General features: G+C 69.8%; 13 protein-coding genes and 1 other RNA gene. 5 read left to right on the forward strand and 9 right to left on the reverse strand.

Features of this window, described 5'->3' with window-relative positions:
- Nucleotides 1-223 precede the first annotated feature (223 nt).
- The 7 genes from ssrA to pruA all read right to left on the reverse strand — a co-directional run bounded on the left by ssrA (nucleotide 224) and on the right by pruA (nucleotide 6,578).
- Nucleotides 224-598: a transfer-messenger RNA gene (gene ssrA, locus F4558_RS21720) on the reverse strand.
- A gap of 104 nt (nucleotides 599-702) precedes the next feature.
- Nucleotides 703-1,182, reverse strand: coding sequence for an SsrA-binding protein SmpB (gene smpB / locus F4558_RS21725; protein WP_167945801.1), 480 nt, complete (start codon nucleotides 1,180-1,182; stop codon nucleotides 703-705).
- A 148-nt stretch (nucleotides 1,183-1,330) separates the two neighbouring features.
- Nucleotides 1,331-2,206, reverse strand: coding sequence for a permease-like cell division protein FtsX (ftsX, locus tag F4558_RS21730; protein WP_053657276.1), 876 nt, complete (start codon nucleotides 2,204-2,206; stop codon nucleotides 1,331-1,333).
- Nucleotides 2,207-2,273: 67 nt separating this feature from the next.
- Complete coding sequence (gene ftsE, locus F4558_RS21735) at nucleotides 2,274-2,954, reverse strand: cell division ATP-binding protein FtsE (protein ID WP_007455859.1); 681 nt, start codon at nucleotides 2,952-2,954, stop codon at nucleotides 2,274-2,276.
- A 118-nt stretch (nucleotides 2,955-3,072) separates the two neighbouring features.
- Nucleotides 3,073-4,194, reverse strand: coding sequence for a peptide chain release factor 2 (gene prfB, locus F4558_RS21740; RefSeq protein ID WP_053657278.1), 1,122 nt, complete (start codon nucleotides 4,192-4,194; stop codon nucleotides 3,073-3,075).
- Between the two features lie 64 nt (nucleotides 4,195-4,258).
- Nucleotides 4,259-4,774 carry a PadR family transcriptional regulator gene (locus tag F4558_RS21745; protein ID WP_053657280.1) on the reverse strand — a complete coding sequence of 172 codons (516 nt, stop codon included), beginning with the start codon at nucleotides 4,772-4,774 and terminating at the stop codon, nucleotides 4,259-4,261.
- Nucleotides 4,775-4,949: 175 nt separating this feature from the next.
- Nucleotides 4,950-6,578 carry an L-glutamate gamma-semialdehyde dehydrogenase gene (gene pruA, locus F4558_RS21750; RefSeq protein ID WP_167945803.1) on the reverse strand — a complete coding sequence of 543 codons (1,629 nt, stop codon included), beginning with the start codon at nucleotides 6,576-6,578 and terminating at the stop codon, nucleotides 4,950-4,952.
- A 355-nt stretch (nucleotides 6,579-6,933) separates the two neighbouring features.
- Here pruA and F4558_RS21755 point away from each other — a divergent pair, with 355 nt between their 5' ends.
- On the forward strand, nucleotides 6,934-8,040 hold the full coding sequence (locus F4558_RS21755; protein ID WP_167945805.1) for a hypothetical protein: 1,107 nt from the start codon (nucleotides 6,934-6,936) through the stop codon (nucleotides 8,038-8,040).
- Nucleotides 8,041-8,143: 103 nt separating this feature from the next.
- Here F4558_RS21755 and F4558_RS21760 read toward each other — a convergent pair whose 3' ends face one another.
- On the reverse strand, nucleotides 8,144-8,653 hold the full coding sequence (locus F4558_RS21760; RefSeq protein WP_167945807.1) for a DUF6912 family protein: 510 nt from the start codon (nucleotides 8,651-8,653) through the stop codon (nucleotides 8,144-8,146).
- A gap of 217 nt (nucleotides 8,654-8,870) precedes the next feature.
- Here F4558_RS21760 and F4558_RS21765 point away from each other — a divergent pair, with 217 nt between their 5' ends.
- Together F4558_RS21765 and F4558_RS21770 are read left to right on the forward strand one after the other, a co-directional pair.
- Entirely contained in the window at nucleotides 8,871-9,098 is a 228-nt protein-coding gene (locus tag F4558_RS21765; protein ID WP_053657286.1) for a helix-turn-helix transcriptional regulator, read from the forward strand.
- Nucleotides 9,099-9,198: 100 nt separating this feature from the next.
- Complete coding sequence (locus F4558_RS21770; RefSeq protein WP_167945809.1) at nucleotides 9,199-9,774, forward strand: Rv3235 family protein; 576 nt, start codon at nucleotides 9,199-9,201, stop codon at nucleotides 9,772-9,774.
- A gap of 326 nt (nucleotides 9,775-10,100) precedes the next feature.
- Here F4558_RS21770 and secA read toward each other — a convergent pair whose 3' ends face one another.
- Nucleotides 10,101-13,028: a preprotein translocase subunit SecA gene (secA, locus tag F4558_RS21775; protein ID WP_053657291.1), complete on the reverse strand. Its 2,928-nt coding sequence runs from the start codon at nucleotides 13,026-13,028 to the stop codon at nucleotides 10,101-10,103.
- Nucleotides 13,029-13,196: 168 nt separating this feature from the next.
- Between secA and F4558_RS21780 the strand changes: the two genes are divergently transcribed.
- Nucleotides 13,197-14,351, forward strand: coding sequence for a GNAT family N-acetyltransferase (locus tag F4558_RS21780; RefSeq protein ID WP_167945811.1), 1,155 nt, complete (start codon nucleotides 13,197-13,199; stop codon nucleotides 14,349-14,351).
- Nucleotides 14,348-15,460 carry a GNAT family N-acetyltransferase gene (locus F4558_RS21785; protein WP_167945813.1) on the forward strand — a complete coding sequence of 371 codons (1,113 nt, stop codon included), beginning with the start codon at nucleotides 14,348-14,350 and terminating at the stop codon, nucleotides 15,458-15,460. Before F4558_RS21780 ends, F4558_RS21785 begins: the two co-directional genes overlap by 4 nt.
- The last annotated feature ends 3 nt before the right edge of the window (nucleotides 15,461-15,463 follow it).

A 15,463-nucleotide genomic window follows, 5' to 3' on the forward strand; every position in this document is an offset into this window, starting at 1 on the left:
TCAAGGAAGCCGAGTCGATCATCGCTTCGGGACGCCGGTCCGACCCAGCTCGCCGACGAACACGGTCGACGCCGGCGACGAGTTGCGACTCGGGAACTCGCGGTCACGCGTTGCCACCCTGGGACTGGCGCCCGCCGTGGGAGTGGCGGTGAAGCGTTCGGCCCCGGGTGGCGCAGAAACGGCGATGCGCCCCGGCTGGTGGGCCGGGGCGCATCGTTCGAGGTGGTGGAGGTGCCGGGAATCGAACCCGGGTCCTTCGCCGGTTTGTCAGGGCTTCTCCGAGCGCAGCTCGCTATGCCTCTACTCGGCCCCACCGCTCACGCGAGCAAGTTGGTGTGACGGGCCCAGTCGCTGATTTATCTCGCCGCACGGACCCCGCGACCGGGTCCGATTGGCCAGCCTTCTAGCTGATGCCGGCTACTGGGACGAAGGCGTTCCCAGGCCGACAGACTCACTACTCGCCTCAGGCGGCGAGAGCGAAGTCAGCGCGTTGGTTCTTGGCGCTTATTGGTTTCCGACGACCGATTCTCGAGACGACGTCGGCTTCCTCGGCTCGCTTCCCCTGTCGCTGCGTACGAAGTCGAAACCAGTCACCCCCTCGACAGGCCGCCGATGTGGCGGCACTGACAAGACTAACGCCTGCCGCAACGGGTTTCATCCCGAGCCCCGGGCCGACACGTCGACCCGGACAAACGGGACGAACTAATCGTCCATCCCCTTGCCGCGCCGGCCTGAAATCCGGGCGATCTCCCGGTCCGCGTCGCGCTTGGCGAGGTCCTGCCGCTTGTCGTACGACTTCTTGCCCTTGGCCAGGGCGATCTCCACCTTGGCCCACCCGTCGGAGAAGTAGACCTGCAACGGGACGATTGTCAGCCCACCCTCTCGGGTCTTGCCGAGCAGCTTGTCGATCTCGCCCCGGTTGAGCAGCAGCTTGCGGGTACGCCGGGGCTCGTGGTTGGTCCAGGTGCCCTGGGTGTACTCCGGAATGTGCATCGCGTGCAGGTACAACTCGCCGTTGCGCTCCTGCGCGAACGCGTCGACAAGCGACGCCCGGCCGGCCCGCAGCGACTTGACCTCCGTGCCGGTGAGCGCCATGCCCGCCTCGTACGTGTCGAGGATCGAGTAGTCGTGACGCGCCTTCTTGTTGGAGGCGACCACCTTGCGCCCCTTTTCCCGTGGCATCGGCGCCACCCCCTCTCCTCCGATGTCCGTGGCGAGCCACCTCGCCCGGACAACCGATCATGCTACCTGAATGACAAGGACCCTCCCGCGCCGTTTATTTCCGGCGCGGGAGGGCCCTCGGGAGACGACGGGAGGACCCGTACGGTGCCTAGACCCGCAGGTAGAAGCGGAGGGTGACCCATGCGGTGGCGGCGCTGACCAGGACACCGACGCCGGCCATCAGCGGGAAGACGAACAGGATGTCGCCCCAACCGATCGGCGAGAGCAGGCCCTGCAACGCGCTGAGCGACCCGTCGAAGAGCAGATACTTCGCCGCGACAAGGGCCACCAGGCCGAGCAGTGAACCGATCAGGCCGGCCACCACGGCCTCCAGCACGAACGGCGCCTGGATGAACCAGTTGGACGCGCCGACCAGCTTCATGACCGCCACCTCACGTCGCTTGCTGTACGCGGCGACCTGGATGGTGTTGGCCACCAGGAGCAGCGCGGCGACAGCCATCACGATCGCGGCGGCCAGGGCGATGTTCTGGATCGCGGTGAGGACGTCGAAGATCTTGTCGAGCAGTCGACTCTGGTCGACGATCTCGTCGACGCCCTCGGTGTCCTTGTACTTGTCGTAGATGTCCTTGTACTGCTCCGGGTTGTTCAGCTTGAGGCGGAACGACTCGGGCAGCTGGTCCGGCTTGACGGCGTTCACCAGGTCCGGAGCGTCCTGGTACATCTCCTGGAACTTCTTGTACGCCTCGTCCTTGTTGACGTAGATGACGTTCTTGACCAGGGGGTCGCCGTCGAGCTGGGCGTTCAGGTCGGTGCGCTGCTGCTCGCTCACCTCCTGGTTCAAGAAGATCGAAACCTCGATGTTCTTGTAGTAGAGGTCCTTCATGTCGTCAACCTGGCGGTACATGAGACCGCTGGCGCCGAGCATGGTCAGCGAGACCGCCATCGTGATGATCATCGCGACGGTCATGGTCACGTTGCGCCACAGTCCAACCAGCACCTCGGACAGGACGTATTTCACGCGCATCGGGATTTCCTCCGGGTCTCCGGCATGAAGTGTTCGTCGTCAGGCTGCGCAGGGGTGGAGCGGGGGCTCACCCGTAGACGCCGCGGGCCTGGTCACGCACGATGCGGCCGCTCTCGATCTCGATGACGCGGCGGCGCATCTGGTTCACGATGTTGGAGTCGTGGGTGACCATCACGACGGTCGTGCCGGTGCGGTTGATCCGGTCAAGAAGGCGCATGATCTCGATCGAGGTGTCCGGGTCCAGGTTTCCCGTCGGCTCGTCCGCCAGGAGGATCAGCGGGCGGTTCACGAACGCCCGGGCGACGGCGACACGCTGCTGCTCACCACCGGAGAGCTCGTGCGGGTAACGGTGCTCCTTGCCACCGAGACCGACCAGCTCCAGCACCTCCGGCACGACCCGGCGGGCAACCGCCTTGGTCTTGCCGATCACCTCAAGGGCGAACGCCACGTTCTCGTACGCGGTGCGGTTCGGCAGAAGCCGGAAGTCCTGGAAGACGCAGCCGATCGAGCGCCGGAAGTGGGGTCGCTTCCAGGAACGCATCGAGGTGACGTCCTTGCTGTTGACGATGACGCGCCCCTTGTTCGGGGTGACCTCGTGCAGCAGCATTTTGATGATCGTGGACTTGCCGGAGCCGGATGGACCGATGAAGAAGACGAACTCGCCCTTCTCGATCGAGACGGACACGTTGTCGAGCGAAGGCCGGGACGCCTTCGGGTACGTCTTCGTCACTTGCTCAAGCTGAATCACGGGTGGTGAGTCTACGCGGTGTAACAACTTAGCCAAGCCCCACGTCCCGCCGAAGCGGCGCGCGTCGTCGATTCAGGCCTCTACCTGGAGATCGATGACGCGCTCCGCCCGCGCGCCGTCACGCACCGTCGCCGGTCAACTGCCGCTGCTTGCGCCAGCGGATACCGGCTTCGATGAAACCGTCGAGCTCGCCGTCGAAGACCGCGCTCGGATTGCCGGTCTCCTGCTCGGTTCGGAGATCCTTCACCATCTGATACGGGTGCAGGACGTACGAGCGCATCTGGTCGCCCCACGAACCGGCGGCGTTCTCCTTGAGACCCTCCAGCTTGGCCTGCTCCTCCTGGCGCTTGCGCTCCAACAGGCGGGCCTGGAGCACCCGCAGCGCGGATGCCTTGTTCTGAAGCTGGGACTTCTCGTTCTGGCAGGTCACCACGATGCCGGTCGGGATGTGGGTGAGCCGGACCGCCGAGTCGGTGGTGTTGACGCTCTGCCCACCGGGCCCGGAGGAGCGGTAGACGTCGACGCGTACCTCGTTTTCGGGGATGTCGATGTGGTCGGTCTGCTCGGTCACGGGCAGGACCTCGACGCCCGCGAAGCTGGTCTGCCGGCGGCCCTGGTTGTCGAACGGGCTGATCCGGACCAGCCGGTGGGTGCCGGACTCGACGCTGAGGGTGCCGTAGGCGTAGGGCACCTTGACCGCGAAGGTGGCCGACTTCAGGCCCGCCTCCTCGGCGTACGAGGTTTCGTAGACCTCGGTCGGGTAGCCGTGCCGCTCCGCCCAGCGCAGGTACATCCGCAGCAGCATCTCGGCGAAGTCCGCCGCGTCCACGCCGCCGGCCCCGGCCCGGATGGCGACCAGCGCCTCCCGCGAGTCGTACTCGCCGGAGAGCAGGGTGCGGACCTCCATCTCCTGGATGGCCTTGGTGAGCCCGGTGATCTCCACCTCGACCTCGGTCAGCACGCCCGGGTCGGATTCGGCCTCGGCCAGCTCCAGCAGTACGCGGGCGTCGTCGAGCTGGGAACGCAGGCTGCCCAGCTTGCTGATCTCGCCGTTGACGTACGACAGCTGCGAGGTCACCTGCTGCGCCTTGGCCTGGTCGTCCCACAGGTCAGGGGCGGACGCCTCCTGCTCCAGGCGGGCCTTTTCCTCGTGCAGCCGGTCCAGGTTGAGGACGGCCTCGATGTTTCGCAGGGTCGCGTCGAGTTCCTTGAGCTGTTCGGCGTAATCGGCAGCGGTCACGACAGATAAGCGTACTGTGCCGCAGCCGGAGCAGCTCGTTCCGTATGCGAGAACCTGCCGATCATCACCCGGCGGGGGCGGACTTCAGCCAGGACAGCGCCGCCCGGTGGTAGGCGACGGCGAACTCCAGCGCGCTGGCGTCGTACGTCTCGCCGTCCCGCTTGGCGTTCTTGACCTGCTCCCGCACCTGCGCCAGGGCCTCGGTGTGGTATTCGTTGGCCGAGGCGTACAGGCTCTTGAGCTGGCTGGCGGAGTGCAGGTTGCCGAAGGCCATCCGGAGCGCGACCGGGTTGCGGATGGTGTCCCGCCCCGGGTTCTCCGCCAACCAACGGGAGAATGTCCGTTTTCCGCTTGCCGTGAGCGCGTACGGCTGACTCATCCGCGGGCCCGGCTTGCCGAGGCGCACGTAACCCCGCTCGGCCAGCACCGGCAACTCCCGGTAGACCTGACTGCGGGTCATCGACCAGTACGGCGCCAACCGGCGCTCTGCGGCGGCCATCAACTGGCCGCCTGTCATGGGACCCTCGTGGAGCAGCCCGAGCAGGGCCGCCGCCGTGGGGTTGACTCCAGATTCCGCCATGCCCGTTACGCTGCCACTTTGCGCTGCCTGCGTCCAGGTTTTGACGGTTTGCCACTCGAACGTCTTCCTATGTGCACTGTCGGTCGCAGACTGTCCGTTGAGGACTATCGATGGATTGGGCCTGCTCGGTCGCCCCGCCGGCGGCGCTGCGCACGCCGCCGGCGGTCACCGCAGGTCACCCCATGTGGGGGTACGTGTGGTCGGTCGGCGGCACGAACGTCTCCTTGATCGTCCGCGGTGACAGCCAGCGGACCAGGTTGAGCCAGGAGCCCGCCTTGTCGTTGGTGCCGCTGGCCCGGGCGCCACCGAACGGCTGCTGCCCGACGACAGCCCCGGTGGGCTTGTCGTTGATGTAGAAGTTGCCGGCCGCGTACCGCATCCGCTCGCCGACCGCGTCGATCACCCGGCGGTCGGTGGCGAAGATCGACCCGGTCAGCGCGTACGGGGCGATCGACTCGGCCTGCGCGACCACCTCGTCGAAGCGCGCGTCGTCGAACACGTGCACGCCGAGGATCGGCCCGAAGTACTCGGTGGTGAAGGTCTCGTGGGCGGCGTCGGAGCACTCGAAGAGCGTCGGCCGGACGAAGTAGCCGACCGAGTCGTCGGCGGTGCCGCCGGCCAGCACCCGGCACGAGTCGTCACCGGCGATCAGCTCCAGCGCGGCGGTGTGCCGGGCGAACGCCTTGTCGTCGATCACCGCGCCGCCGAAGTTGCCGAAGTCGGCCACGTCGCCGTACGTCAGCGAGTCGGTGGTGGCGGCCAGGCGGTCCCGCAGCCCGCCCTCCCAGAGCGAGCGCGGCACGTACGCCCGGGAGGCCGCCGAGCACTTCTGACCCTGGTACTCGTAGGCGCCCCGGATCAGCGCGGTGTGCAGGGCATCCACGTCGGCGCTTGTGTGCGCGACCACGAAGTCCTTGCCGCCGGTCTCGCCGACGAGCCGGGGGTAGCCCCGGTACCGGGCGATGTTGTCGCCGACGGTCCGCCAGAGCTGCTGGAAGACCTTCGTCGAGCCGGTGAAGTGGATGCCGGCCAGGTCCGGGTCGGCGAGTACGACGTCGGAGACCTCCTCGCCGCGGCCGGTCACCATGTTGATCACGCCGGGCGGCAGGCCGGCGGCCTCGAACAGCCGCATCGTGAAGTGCGCCGCGAACTGCTGGGTCGGACCCGGCTTCCAGATCACCGTGTTGCCAAGCAGGGCCGGTGCCGAGGGCAGGTTGCCGGCGATCGCCGTGAAGTTGAACGGGGTGACCGCGTAGACGAAGCCCTCCAGCGGGCGGTGGTCGAAGCGGTTCCAGACCCCGGGCGAGGAGGCCGGCTGCTCCTCGATCAGGCGGCGGGCGAAGTGCACGTTGAACCGGAGGAAGTCGATGAACTCGCAGGCCGCGTCGATCTCCGCCTGGATCGCGGTCTTCGACTGGCCGAGCATGGTGGCGGCGTTGAGCGTGTCGCGCCACGGGCCGGCGAGCAGCTCGGCGGCGCGCAGGAAGATCGCGGCCCGCTCCTCGAACGGCAGCGCCCGCCACATCGGGGCCGCGTCCTTGGCAGCCTTGATCGCGGTACGGGCGTCGTCGTGGGTGGCGTGCGCGGTGACGCCCAGCACATGGGCGTGCTTGTGCGGCTGCACCACGTTGATCGGGTCGCCGCCGGCCATCCGCTGCTCGCCGCCGATGGTCATCGGCAGGTCGATCTTCTCGGCGGCCAGCTCGGTAAGCCTCCGCTGGAGCCGCTCCCGGTCTCCGCTGCCCGGCTCGTAGTTGCGAACCGGCTCGTTGCGTGGCTCGGGTACGGAGAACACGGCGTCCATCAAGGCTCCTGTTGGCGAACTCGACAGCGTGGCGAAAACGGACCCACGGGCGACGACCGGACGGCCGGACACCGGACGCCGCACGGGGTGGCCGGGCAGCGGCGGGACCTCCCGCCGATTCTTCCATGCGGGCCTGGTCACCTCACCGTCACCACCGCCAGGTGTCAAGGACCGGTGCACCCCTTCCCTCCTTACCGTCCTGGCTCGCTCCGATGACCCGTACACCCGTTTCGCCGGGCCCGACGGACGGCGCTGCGGAGGGTCCGACCCGCTGGGGCCGTCCCGGGGTCGACGGGCACTGCGCTGGGCCCGCGTACCCTGAATGGCGGTGACCTGCCGCCTCGAAGGGGAGACGATGACCAAGCAGCCCGGCCGCGCCCCAACCGCGGAGTCGGACCAGCCGGCGGTCGACGCCACCCCCGACGGCCGTCTGGCGCCCGCGCCCGGCGCGGCGGCACTCGCGCTGGTGGCGCTCGGCTGGCTCGCCGCGATGCTCTGGTCGACGCGGGAGGCCATCACCTCGTCCGCGGCGGGCATCACCGCGATCAGCCTCTCCGCGTTCGCCCTGCCCGGCGTGATCTCCGCCGCGCTGGTGGCCGGGGCCGCCACTGCCCTGGCCTTCGGCAACCTGCTGTCCCGCCGGTACGGCGACTCGATCACCCTGCGGTTCGTCGGCGCGATCGGCGCCGGAATGGTGGTCGGGCTGGCCGCCGCGCTGGCCATCAACCTCACCTACTTCGACACCTCGACCACGAACGTGATCGCCGGCACCACCGCTGCCGCCGCGATCATCGGTGGCGCGGTCGCCGGCGCGCGTACGGCCCCGGCTGTCGGTGCTGTGGTGACCGCCGCCCTGGGCACGCTGATCTTCGTGGTCGCGTTCAGCCGCGCCCGGGACCCGCTGTTCAACCTCTTCGGCGCGGGCGACACCCAGCAGTCACTGGTGGACGCCGCCAAGTGGGTGTCACGCACCGAATCGCTACTGGCCGGGCTGCTCGCCGGGCTGCTCGCCTTCGGCTACCTCACCTGGGCGCGACGGCGAGCCCTGCGCCGCGACCCGGACACGGCGGCGCTGCGCTGGCCCGCGTACCTGCTCGCCGGCGCCGGGCCGGGGCTGCTCCTGCTGCTCGCCGAGGCGATCATCCGGATCGGCGGCCGGTCACTCCTGGACCTGGCAAGCGCGCTCAGCGAGGCGGACGCCGTGGCGCAGACCTCGCTGGGCACCTCGCGGGTGGACAACGGCATCTGGGTGCTGTTCGTGGGGGCGCTTACCGCGCTCATCGCGTTCGGCCGCACGCTCGGCCCGGCCCCCGACGACGACGAGCCGGACGCCCCCGCCGGTCCCGCTGCCACTCCTGCCGCCGGAACGGACCCGACCGACCGGGCTGAGCCGACCGATCCGGACGAGGTCGGCGCGGACAGTGTCGACGCCGACCCGGCAAGGGTCGATCCGGCCCGCTGACCGGTACGGGTGCGGCGCAAGCGGTCCCTGGCTGCCTCCGGCCAGCTCGCTTGGCCCGTCGGACACAGCCCGCCCAGCCCGCCTCAGGCGTCGGATGCCTGGTTCAGTCCATGGCGCGGAGCAGCAGATCCAACTCCGTCACGTCGTACCACTCCAACTCGTGGTCCTCGGCCCCGTCGACGGTGAACTGCGCGTCCGGGTCGCCAGCGGCGGCCTCGGCCACCACGTCGGCCGCCGCAGCGACATCCGCGACGGCGTCGGCGCCGTCCACGTGGAGCGCCGCGACAGCGCCCACCGGCACGACGTCGGCCAGCGCCACCGTGCTGGAACCCAGCTCACCGTCGCCCCGGCCGATCGCGCTCGGGGGCAGGTCGACCGAGACGACCACCCGGCGACGGGGCGCGGCCGGGTCGGCCCGGAGCAGCTGCAGCGCGTCCTGGGCGGCCCGGGTGAACGCGACGTACTCCAGTTCCTCCTCGTCGCCCTCCGCGTACCACTCGCGCAGCGCCGGCGTCACGGCGTGCGCCCGGGCGGCGGTCAGCCCCTGCTCGCGCAGGCGGGTCAACATCGGTACGGTCGCCGGCACGTACACCCGGACAAGGTCGTCGGTCACCGGTCGTCTCCCTGCTCAGTCCTCCACCGGCGGCTGCCGGCACGGGCGCAGATCATGCCGCACGCCGTGATCGTCATACACCCCGCCCACGGCCGGTGGAAGTTTCCCGGCGGTGTGTCCGCCGGAGGATGGCACACCTCATCCGCCGGTCAGCGCTGGGCGGCAGAGCCTGTCGATGGCAAACTGAGGCAAACGACACCAAGACCGGGAGTATTTTGTGGAGCCGAGGTTCCTGCTGCTGTCCGATGTGGCCGCCGAGCTGAACGTGTCGGACTCGCAGGTCTACCACATGGTTCGCAGCGGGGAACTGCCGGCAATCAAGATCGGCGGACGCGGCCAGTGGCGGGTCGAGCGCGCCCGGCTGGAGGAGTACATCGCCCAGAAGTACGCCGAAACCGCCGACTGGGTACGCGGTAACCCCCTCGTCGACCGCGACCCGGAGTAGTCATCTTGCTTCAACGTGCCATTGACCGGGGCCGTTTCATCGCTCAGAATCGAGCTTGTCGGAGGCAAACGTAAGCAAACGCAAGATCAAGGGAGCGGCCATGAGCGAGCGGCGACCCGGTTCCTCCCGACCACCGGTGCGGCTGCGTCCCGTCCCGCCCATCGACCCGCCCTATCCGGACGAGGCCTACTGGCCCACCCACGGCCAACTCGCCCTCGATCTGTTCGCCGCGGCCCGACCGGATCCGGTCCGGCCGGCGGAGCGCCGCACTGCCCTGCGCCGGGTACCCACCCGACCCGACAGCCATCCGGGTGCCCCACTGCCACCGGCAACCGCCCCCGAGGCGACCCGGGCCGCGCACCGCTTCGTCGGCACCTGCCTGGAGGTGGTCAACGGCTACCGGTCGCCGGCGCAGCTACGCCCACTGCTCGACCCCAGTCAGGCAAGTGACCTGCTCACCGAACTGGCCCGCGCCACCAACCGGGCCGGGTCGAGCCGTCGCCGGGCAGCACGGCCGGCAGTGCGACTGCTCCGCGTGCGGGTCTGTGAGCCTCGGGAAGGCGCCGTGGAGGGGGCCGCCGTCCTCACCGGCGCGGGCGGTCAGAGCTGGGCTATCGCCCTGCGGCTGGAACACCGCCGGGGCCGCTGGCTCTGCACTGCCCTCCACGTCCTCTGACAGCGACTCGTACGTGCGCGGCCGGATAGGCCTCCGAGGCGGTGGAACGGCATAGCGGGGCCCCCGGTGTGCGAAGCTCGCCGGCCCGAGTTGCCGGGGTTGATCGACGCGCGTCGGTATGCACCGCGCTGTGCTGACGCTGCGTGATCCACTCGGCTTCCTTGAAATCGGGCTGTCCAGCAAGGGAGGACACCCCGATTTCATGGAAACCCTGATGATCTTGGATGCGGCGGCCCAGCGCAGGGGGCGGGCGCGGGCGGCGGCCAGGCCGCGCACGCCGACGGGCCCCGGCCTTGGTGGCTGGGGCCCGTCGGGCTTGCTCTCGGTCAGTTGCCGCCGTTGGGGGCGCCGTGGCAGCGCTTGTACTTGCGACCCGAGCCGCAGGGGCACGGCGCGTTGCGGGACGGACCGTTGCTTCCCTCGGCCTGGCTCGCGGCGGACCGACGGGCGGCGGAAGACGGGACCGCAGGGCCACGCAGCCCGGAGCCCGGCCGCTGCGGGGCGGACGGGGCTGTCCGGCCCGGTGCCGCCGGGGCACCCTGCGCCGGGCGGCCCACGCCGAGGGCAGGTGCCTGCTGGCTTTCCTGCTCGACGGCGACCGCACCGGGGCTGGCGTCGCCGTCGATGGTCGGGGCGGAGTATTGCAGCCCCTGTCGCTGCGGCGCCCGGTTGAGGCCCTTGGCCCGAATCTCCACCGGCTTGTCGAGCAGCTTGACCTCGTCGGACTCCTCGGTGGTCTCCGGCTCGGCGACCTGGACATCCATGTTGTAGAGGAAACCGACAGTCTCCTCCTTGATGCCGTCCATCATGGTGGCGAACATGTCGAAGCCCTCGCGCTGGTATTCGACCACCGGGTCGCGCTGGGCGTACGCCCGGAGGTTGATGCCCTCCTGGAGGTAGTCCATCTCGTAGAGGTGCTCACGCCACTTCCGGTCGATCACCTGGAGCAGCACCATCCGCTCGAGCTGGCGCACCCCCTCGGCACCGAGCTGCTCCTCACGGCGGTCGTACGCGGCGTGCGCGTCATCCTTGAGGCGGGCGATCAGGAAGTCGGCGTCCATGCCGGCTCGGGAGCCGCCGGCCTCCTCCTCCAGCTCATCGATCGTCACACCGACCGGGTAGAGCTGCTTGAGGCTGGACCAGAGCTGCTCGAGGTCCCAGTCCTCGCCGTAGCCCTCGGAGGTGGCGCCCCGAACGTACGCCTCGATCGTCTCGTCGATCATGTTGCGGACCTGCTCGGACAGGTCTTCGCCGTTGAGCACCCGCAGGCGCTCGGCGTAGACGACCTGGCGCTGCTTGTTGAGCACCTCGTCGTACTTGAGAACGTTCTTGCGGATCTCGGCGTTCTGACCCTCGATCTGGGCCTGGGCGCTCTTGATCTGGCGGGTGACCATCTTGGACTCGATGGGCACGTCCTCGGGGATGTTGAAGCGCTCCATCACCGCCTCGACGGCACCGGCTCGGAATCGTCGCATCAGCTCGTCCTGGAGGGACAGGTAGAAGCGGGACTCGCCCGGGTCACCCTGCCGGCCGGCGCGACCCCGCAGCTGGTTGTCGATCCGTCGCGACTCGTGCCGCTCGGTGCCCAGCACGTAGAGGCCACCGGCGGCGGCGACCTCCTCCGCCTCGGCGTCGCAGGCCTGCTTCCACGTGGGAAGGACCTCCTCCAGCGCCTTGGCGTACTCCTCCTCGTTCTCCAGCGGGTCGAGGCCACGCTGGCGCAGCTCGTTGGCCGCGAGGAACTCAGGGTTGCCGCCGAGCAGAATGTCGGTCCCACGACCGGCCATGTTGGTGGCCACTGTGACAGCGCCCTTACGCCCGGCCTGGGCGACGATCTCGGCCTCCCGGGCGTGGAACTTGGCGTTCAACACGTTGTGCGGGATGCCCCGGCGGCGCAGCAGCTGGGAGAGGATCTCGGAGTTTTCCACCGAGACGGTGCCGACGAGCACGGGCTGGCCCATCTGGTGCCGCTCGGCAATGTCCTCGATGACGGCGTTGAACTTGGCCTTTTCCGTCTTGTAGATGACGTCCGGCCGGTCCTCCCGAACCATCGGACGGTGGGTCGGGATGCTCACCACGCCGACCTTGTAGACCTTGTTGAACTCGCCGGCCTCGGTCTGGGCCGTACCGGTCATCCCGGAAAGCTTGTTGTAGAGGCGGAAGTAGTTCTGGAGGGTGATGGTGGCGAGGGTCTGGTTCTCCTGCTTGATCTCCACCCCCTCCTTGGCCTCGATCGCCTGGTGCATGCCCTCGTTGTAGCGACGGCCGTGCAGGATGCGACCGGTGAACTCGTCGACGATCAGGACCTCACCGTCGTTGACGATGTAGTCCTTGTCGCGCTTGTAGAGCTCCTTGGCCTTGATGGCGTTGTTGAGGTAGCCGACCAGGGGGGTGTTCACCGACTCGTACAGGTTGTCGATGCCGAGGCGGTCCTCCACCTTGGCGACACCGCGCTCGGTCACCGCGATCGTGCGCTTGGAGTGGTCGACCTCGTAGTCGCCCTCACCGTCGGTGCCGGGCTGGAGCCGGGCCACCACTCCGGCGAACTCGCCGTACCAGCGGGCCGAGTGCTCGGCCGGGCCGGAGATGATCAGCGGGGTACGCGCCTCGTCGATGAGGATCGAGTCGACCTCGTCGACCACCGCGAAGTTGTGCCCGCGCTGGACCAGCTCGTCGTGCGACCAGGCCATGTTGTCGCGCAGGTAGTCGAAGCCGAACTCGTTGTTGGTGCCGTACGTGATGTCGCACTCGTACGCGGCCCGGTGCTCGCTGGCCGGACGGTTGGGAAGCACCACGCCGACGGTCAGACCCAGGAACTCGTGCACACGCCCCATCCAGGCGGCGTCGCGCTGGGCGAGGTAGTCGTTGACCGTGACCACGTGCACGCCGTCGCCGGAGAGCGCGTTGAGGTAGACGGCCATGACCGAGGTCAGCGTCTTGCCCTCACCGGTCTTCATCTCGGCGATGTTGCCGAAGTGCAGCGCCGCGCCGCCCATGACCTGGACGTCGTACGGTCGCTGGCCGAGCACGCGGGCAGACGCCTCGCGGGCCACCGCGAACGCCTCCGGCAGGAGGTCGTCGAGGGTCTCGCCGTCGGCCAGCCGTTCCCGGAACTGTTCGGTCATGCCGGCCAGTTCCTCGTCGGTGAGGTTGACGTAGTCGTCCTCGATCGAGTTGACGGCGGCGGCGATGGCCTTGAGCCGGCGCACCATACGGCCCTCGCCTGCGCGAAGGACCTTTTCCAGAATCGACACGGATCAACGCTCCCCTAGACGGTCTCGAACCATCGTAGGCGCTCCCCGGGCGCAATGGTCACTGGTGGCGGCGGTCCATCCCGCCGAACCCGACATAAGTCGCGCACGGGGTGCGGCCAGGACGATATCCGGTTACGCCGTCGGCGAACGTTCCGGCACGATGCACGGGTGGACCATCGGGAGATCATCGAGGACGGGTTGCTGCTGCGGCCCTGGCAGGAGGCGGACGCCGACGCGGTGCACCGCGCATGCCAGGACCGCGACATCCAGCGCTGGACCACTGTGCCTCGGCCGTACCGACGGGAGCACGCGCGCAGCTTCGTCACGGAACTCAGCGGACGAGCCTGGGCGGAGGGCACCGGGGCACCGTTCGCGGTCTGCGACCCGACCAGCGGGGAACTGCTCGGCTCCTGCGGGCTGATCTCCATCGACGGCAACGGCACCGGCGAGGTCGGCTACTGGACGGCCCCCTGGGCGCGCGGGCGGAACGTGATGGTCCGTGCCACCCGGGCGGTGGCCCGCTGGTCGTTCGGGACGCTCGGCCTGCGCCGACTGATCTGGCAGGCCGAGGTGGGCAACCACGCCTCCCGGCTTGTCGCGCTCCGCGCCGGGTTCCGGATCGACGGCCGGCTGCGGCTGGCCGGGCCGGCATCGGACGGCGGCGGCTCGGAGGGCTGGATCGGCACGCTGCTGCCCGGCGAGGTGCCCGAGCCCGGATCCACCGGCCCGGCCGGCCCCGGCACCCTTGTCGCCCGCCGGGCCGCCGTGTTCGGCCGACCGCAGCCGACCCTCTTCGCCACGGCCGGGGCCGGTGAGCTGCGGCTGCGGGCGATGGAGGAGAAGGATCTGGACGCCGTGGTGCTCACCTGCCGGGACCCGGAGACCATCCGCTGGACCACGGTTCCCGACCCGTACGAGCGCGTCGACGCGCAGGGCTATCAGGGCTTCGGCCAGGCCGCCTGGGCTCGGGGGGACGCCGCCTGCTTCGTCATCGCCGACCCCGACGACAGGTACGTCGGCTCGCTCGACCTTCGCCTCTCCCCCGCTGATCCGCTGCTCGCCGACGTGGGCTTCATGACCGCCCCGGCGGCCCGTGGCCGGGGTTACCTGCCGGCGGCGCTGCTCGCGCTCAGCGCCTGGGGGTTCACCACGCTGGGTCTGGCGCGGATCGAGTGGAAGGCGAACGTGGGCAACAACGCCTCCCGCCGGGCCGCCGAGAAGGCGGGCTTCGGGTTCGAGGGGATCGCCCGTGGCGGGGTGTCGCACCGGGGTGAACGGGTCGACGCCTGGGTGGGCGCGCTGCTCGCCGAGGACCTGGCGTGACGGGAGAGAAGGTCGTCGAGGCGTACGGGGTGCGGCTGCGGCAGTTCCGGGCCGGCGACGTCGCGGACGTGGTCGACGGCTGCGCGGACCCGATCAGCCAGCGGTTCGTCACGAGCCTGCCGGCGCCGTACACCGAGGTCGATGCCCGTTGGTGGATCGAGGCGGGCGCGCCCGCGGCCTGGACCGGCGGCGGCGCCGCGTACGCCATCGCGGACCCGGCCACCGACCGGCTGCTCGGCGGGGTCGGCCTGAACTGTCCGGTGCCTGACCGGGGCCAGGTCGAGATCGGCTACTGGGTACGGCCGTCGGCGCGCGGACGCGGGGTGGCCACTGCCGCCACGCGCGCGTTGAGCGAGCACGCGTTCGCCGCCGGCACGAGCCGGCTGGAACTGCTGACCGATCCGGAGAACGCGGCCAGCCAGCGGGTCGCGCTGGCCGCCGGCTACCGGTACGAGGGCCTGCGTCGGTCCGCCGGCCGGTTCCGGGACGGCGGTCGGCACGATCTGCTGGCATGGGTACGCCTCGCCGAGGACCCGCCCGGCCCGACCGCCCGCCTGCTGCCCGACCTGCCCGGCGGCGTGCTAACCGACCGGGTGGTGGCGCTGCGCCGGCTCGGGCCGGAGGACGCGGAGCTGATGTACCGGCTGCACAGCCGGCCGGAGGTGGTGGCGAACCAGGCGCCGCCGGTGCCCCCGGCGCGGGAGTCGATCGAGCGGCGCTGCGCGACGGCGGAGAGCGCCTGGTTGACCGGCGACATCGCCCGGCTGCTGATCACCGACGCGGCCACCGGGGAGCCGGCGGGCAGTTGCGGGCTGTCGTTTTCGGACGTGGGCAGTGGTGAGGGGTCGATCGGCTACGCGCTGCTGCCGGACTGGCGGGGCCGGGGGTACGCCACGCGGGCGGTGCGACTGCTCGCCGGTTGGGCGTTCGGGCCGGCCGGCATGGCCCGGCTGACCGCCGGAACGGTGCCGGAGAACACCGCCTCGCACCGGGTGTTGGAGCGGGTCGGGTTCCAGCGCGAGGCACTGCAACGGGGTCGTCTGCCCGGACTGGCCGGCACCCGACTGGACGATCTGACCTTCGCGCTCCTGCCGGACGAACTGCGCTGACTG

Source organism: Micromonospora profundi, from assembly GCF_011927785.1.
In the GTDB taxonomy this organism is placed as follows: Bacteria; Actinomycetota; Actinomycetes; order Mycobacteriales; family Micromonosporaceae; genus Micromonospora; species Micromonospora profundi.

Coding starts and splice junctions, on each gene's coding strand:
- ftsX (WP_053657276.1), bottom strand. CDS start 2,206: ATGCGCGTGAAATACGTCCTGTCCGAGGTGCTGGTTGGACTGTGGCGC.
- F4558_RS21755 (WP_167945805.1), top strand. CDS start 6,934: ATGACCAAGCAGCCCGGCCGCGCCCCAACCGCGGAGTCGGACCAGCCG.
- F4558_RS21745 (WP_053657280.1), bottom strand. CDS start 4,774: ATGGCGGAATCTGGAGTCAACCCCACGGCGGCGGCCCTGCTCGGGCTG.
- pruA (WP_167945803.1), bottom strand. CDS start 6,578: ATGGACGCCGTGTTCTCCGTACCCGAGCCACGCAACGAGCCGGTTCGC.
- smpB (WP_167945801.1), bottom strand. CDS start 1,182: ATGCCACGGGAAAAGGGGCGCAAGGTGGTCGCCTCCAACAAGAAGGCG.
- F4558_RS21770 (WP_167945809.1), top strand. CDS start 9,199: ATGAGCGAGCGGCGACCCGGTTCCTCCCGACCACCGGTGCGGCTGCGT.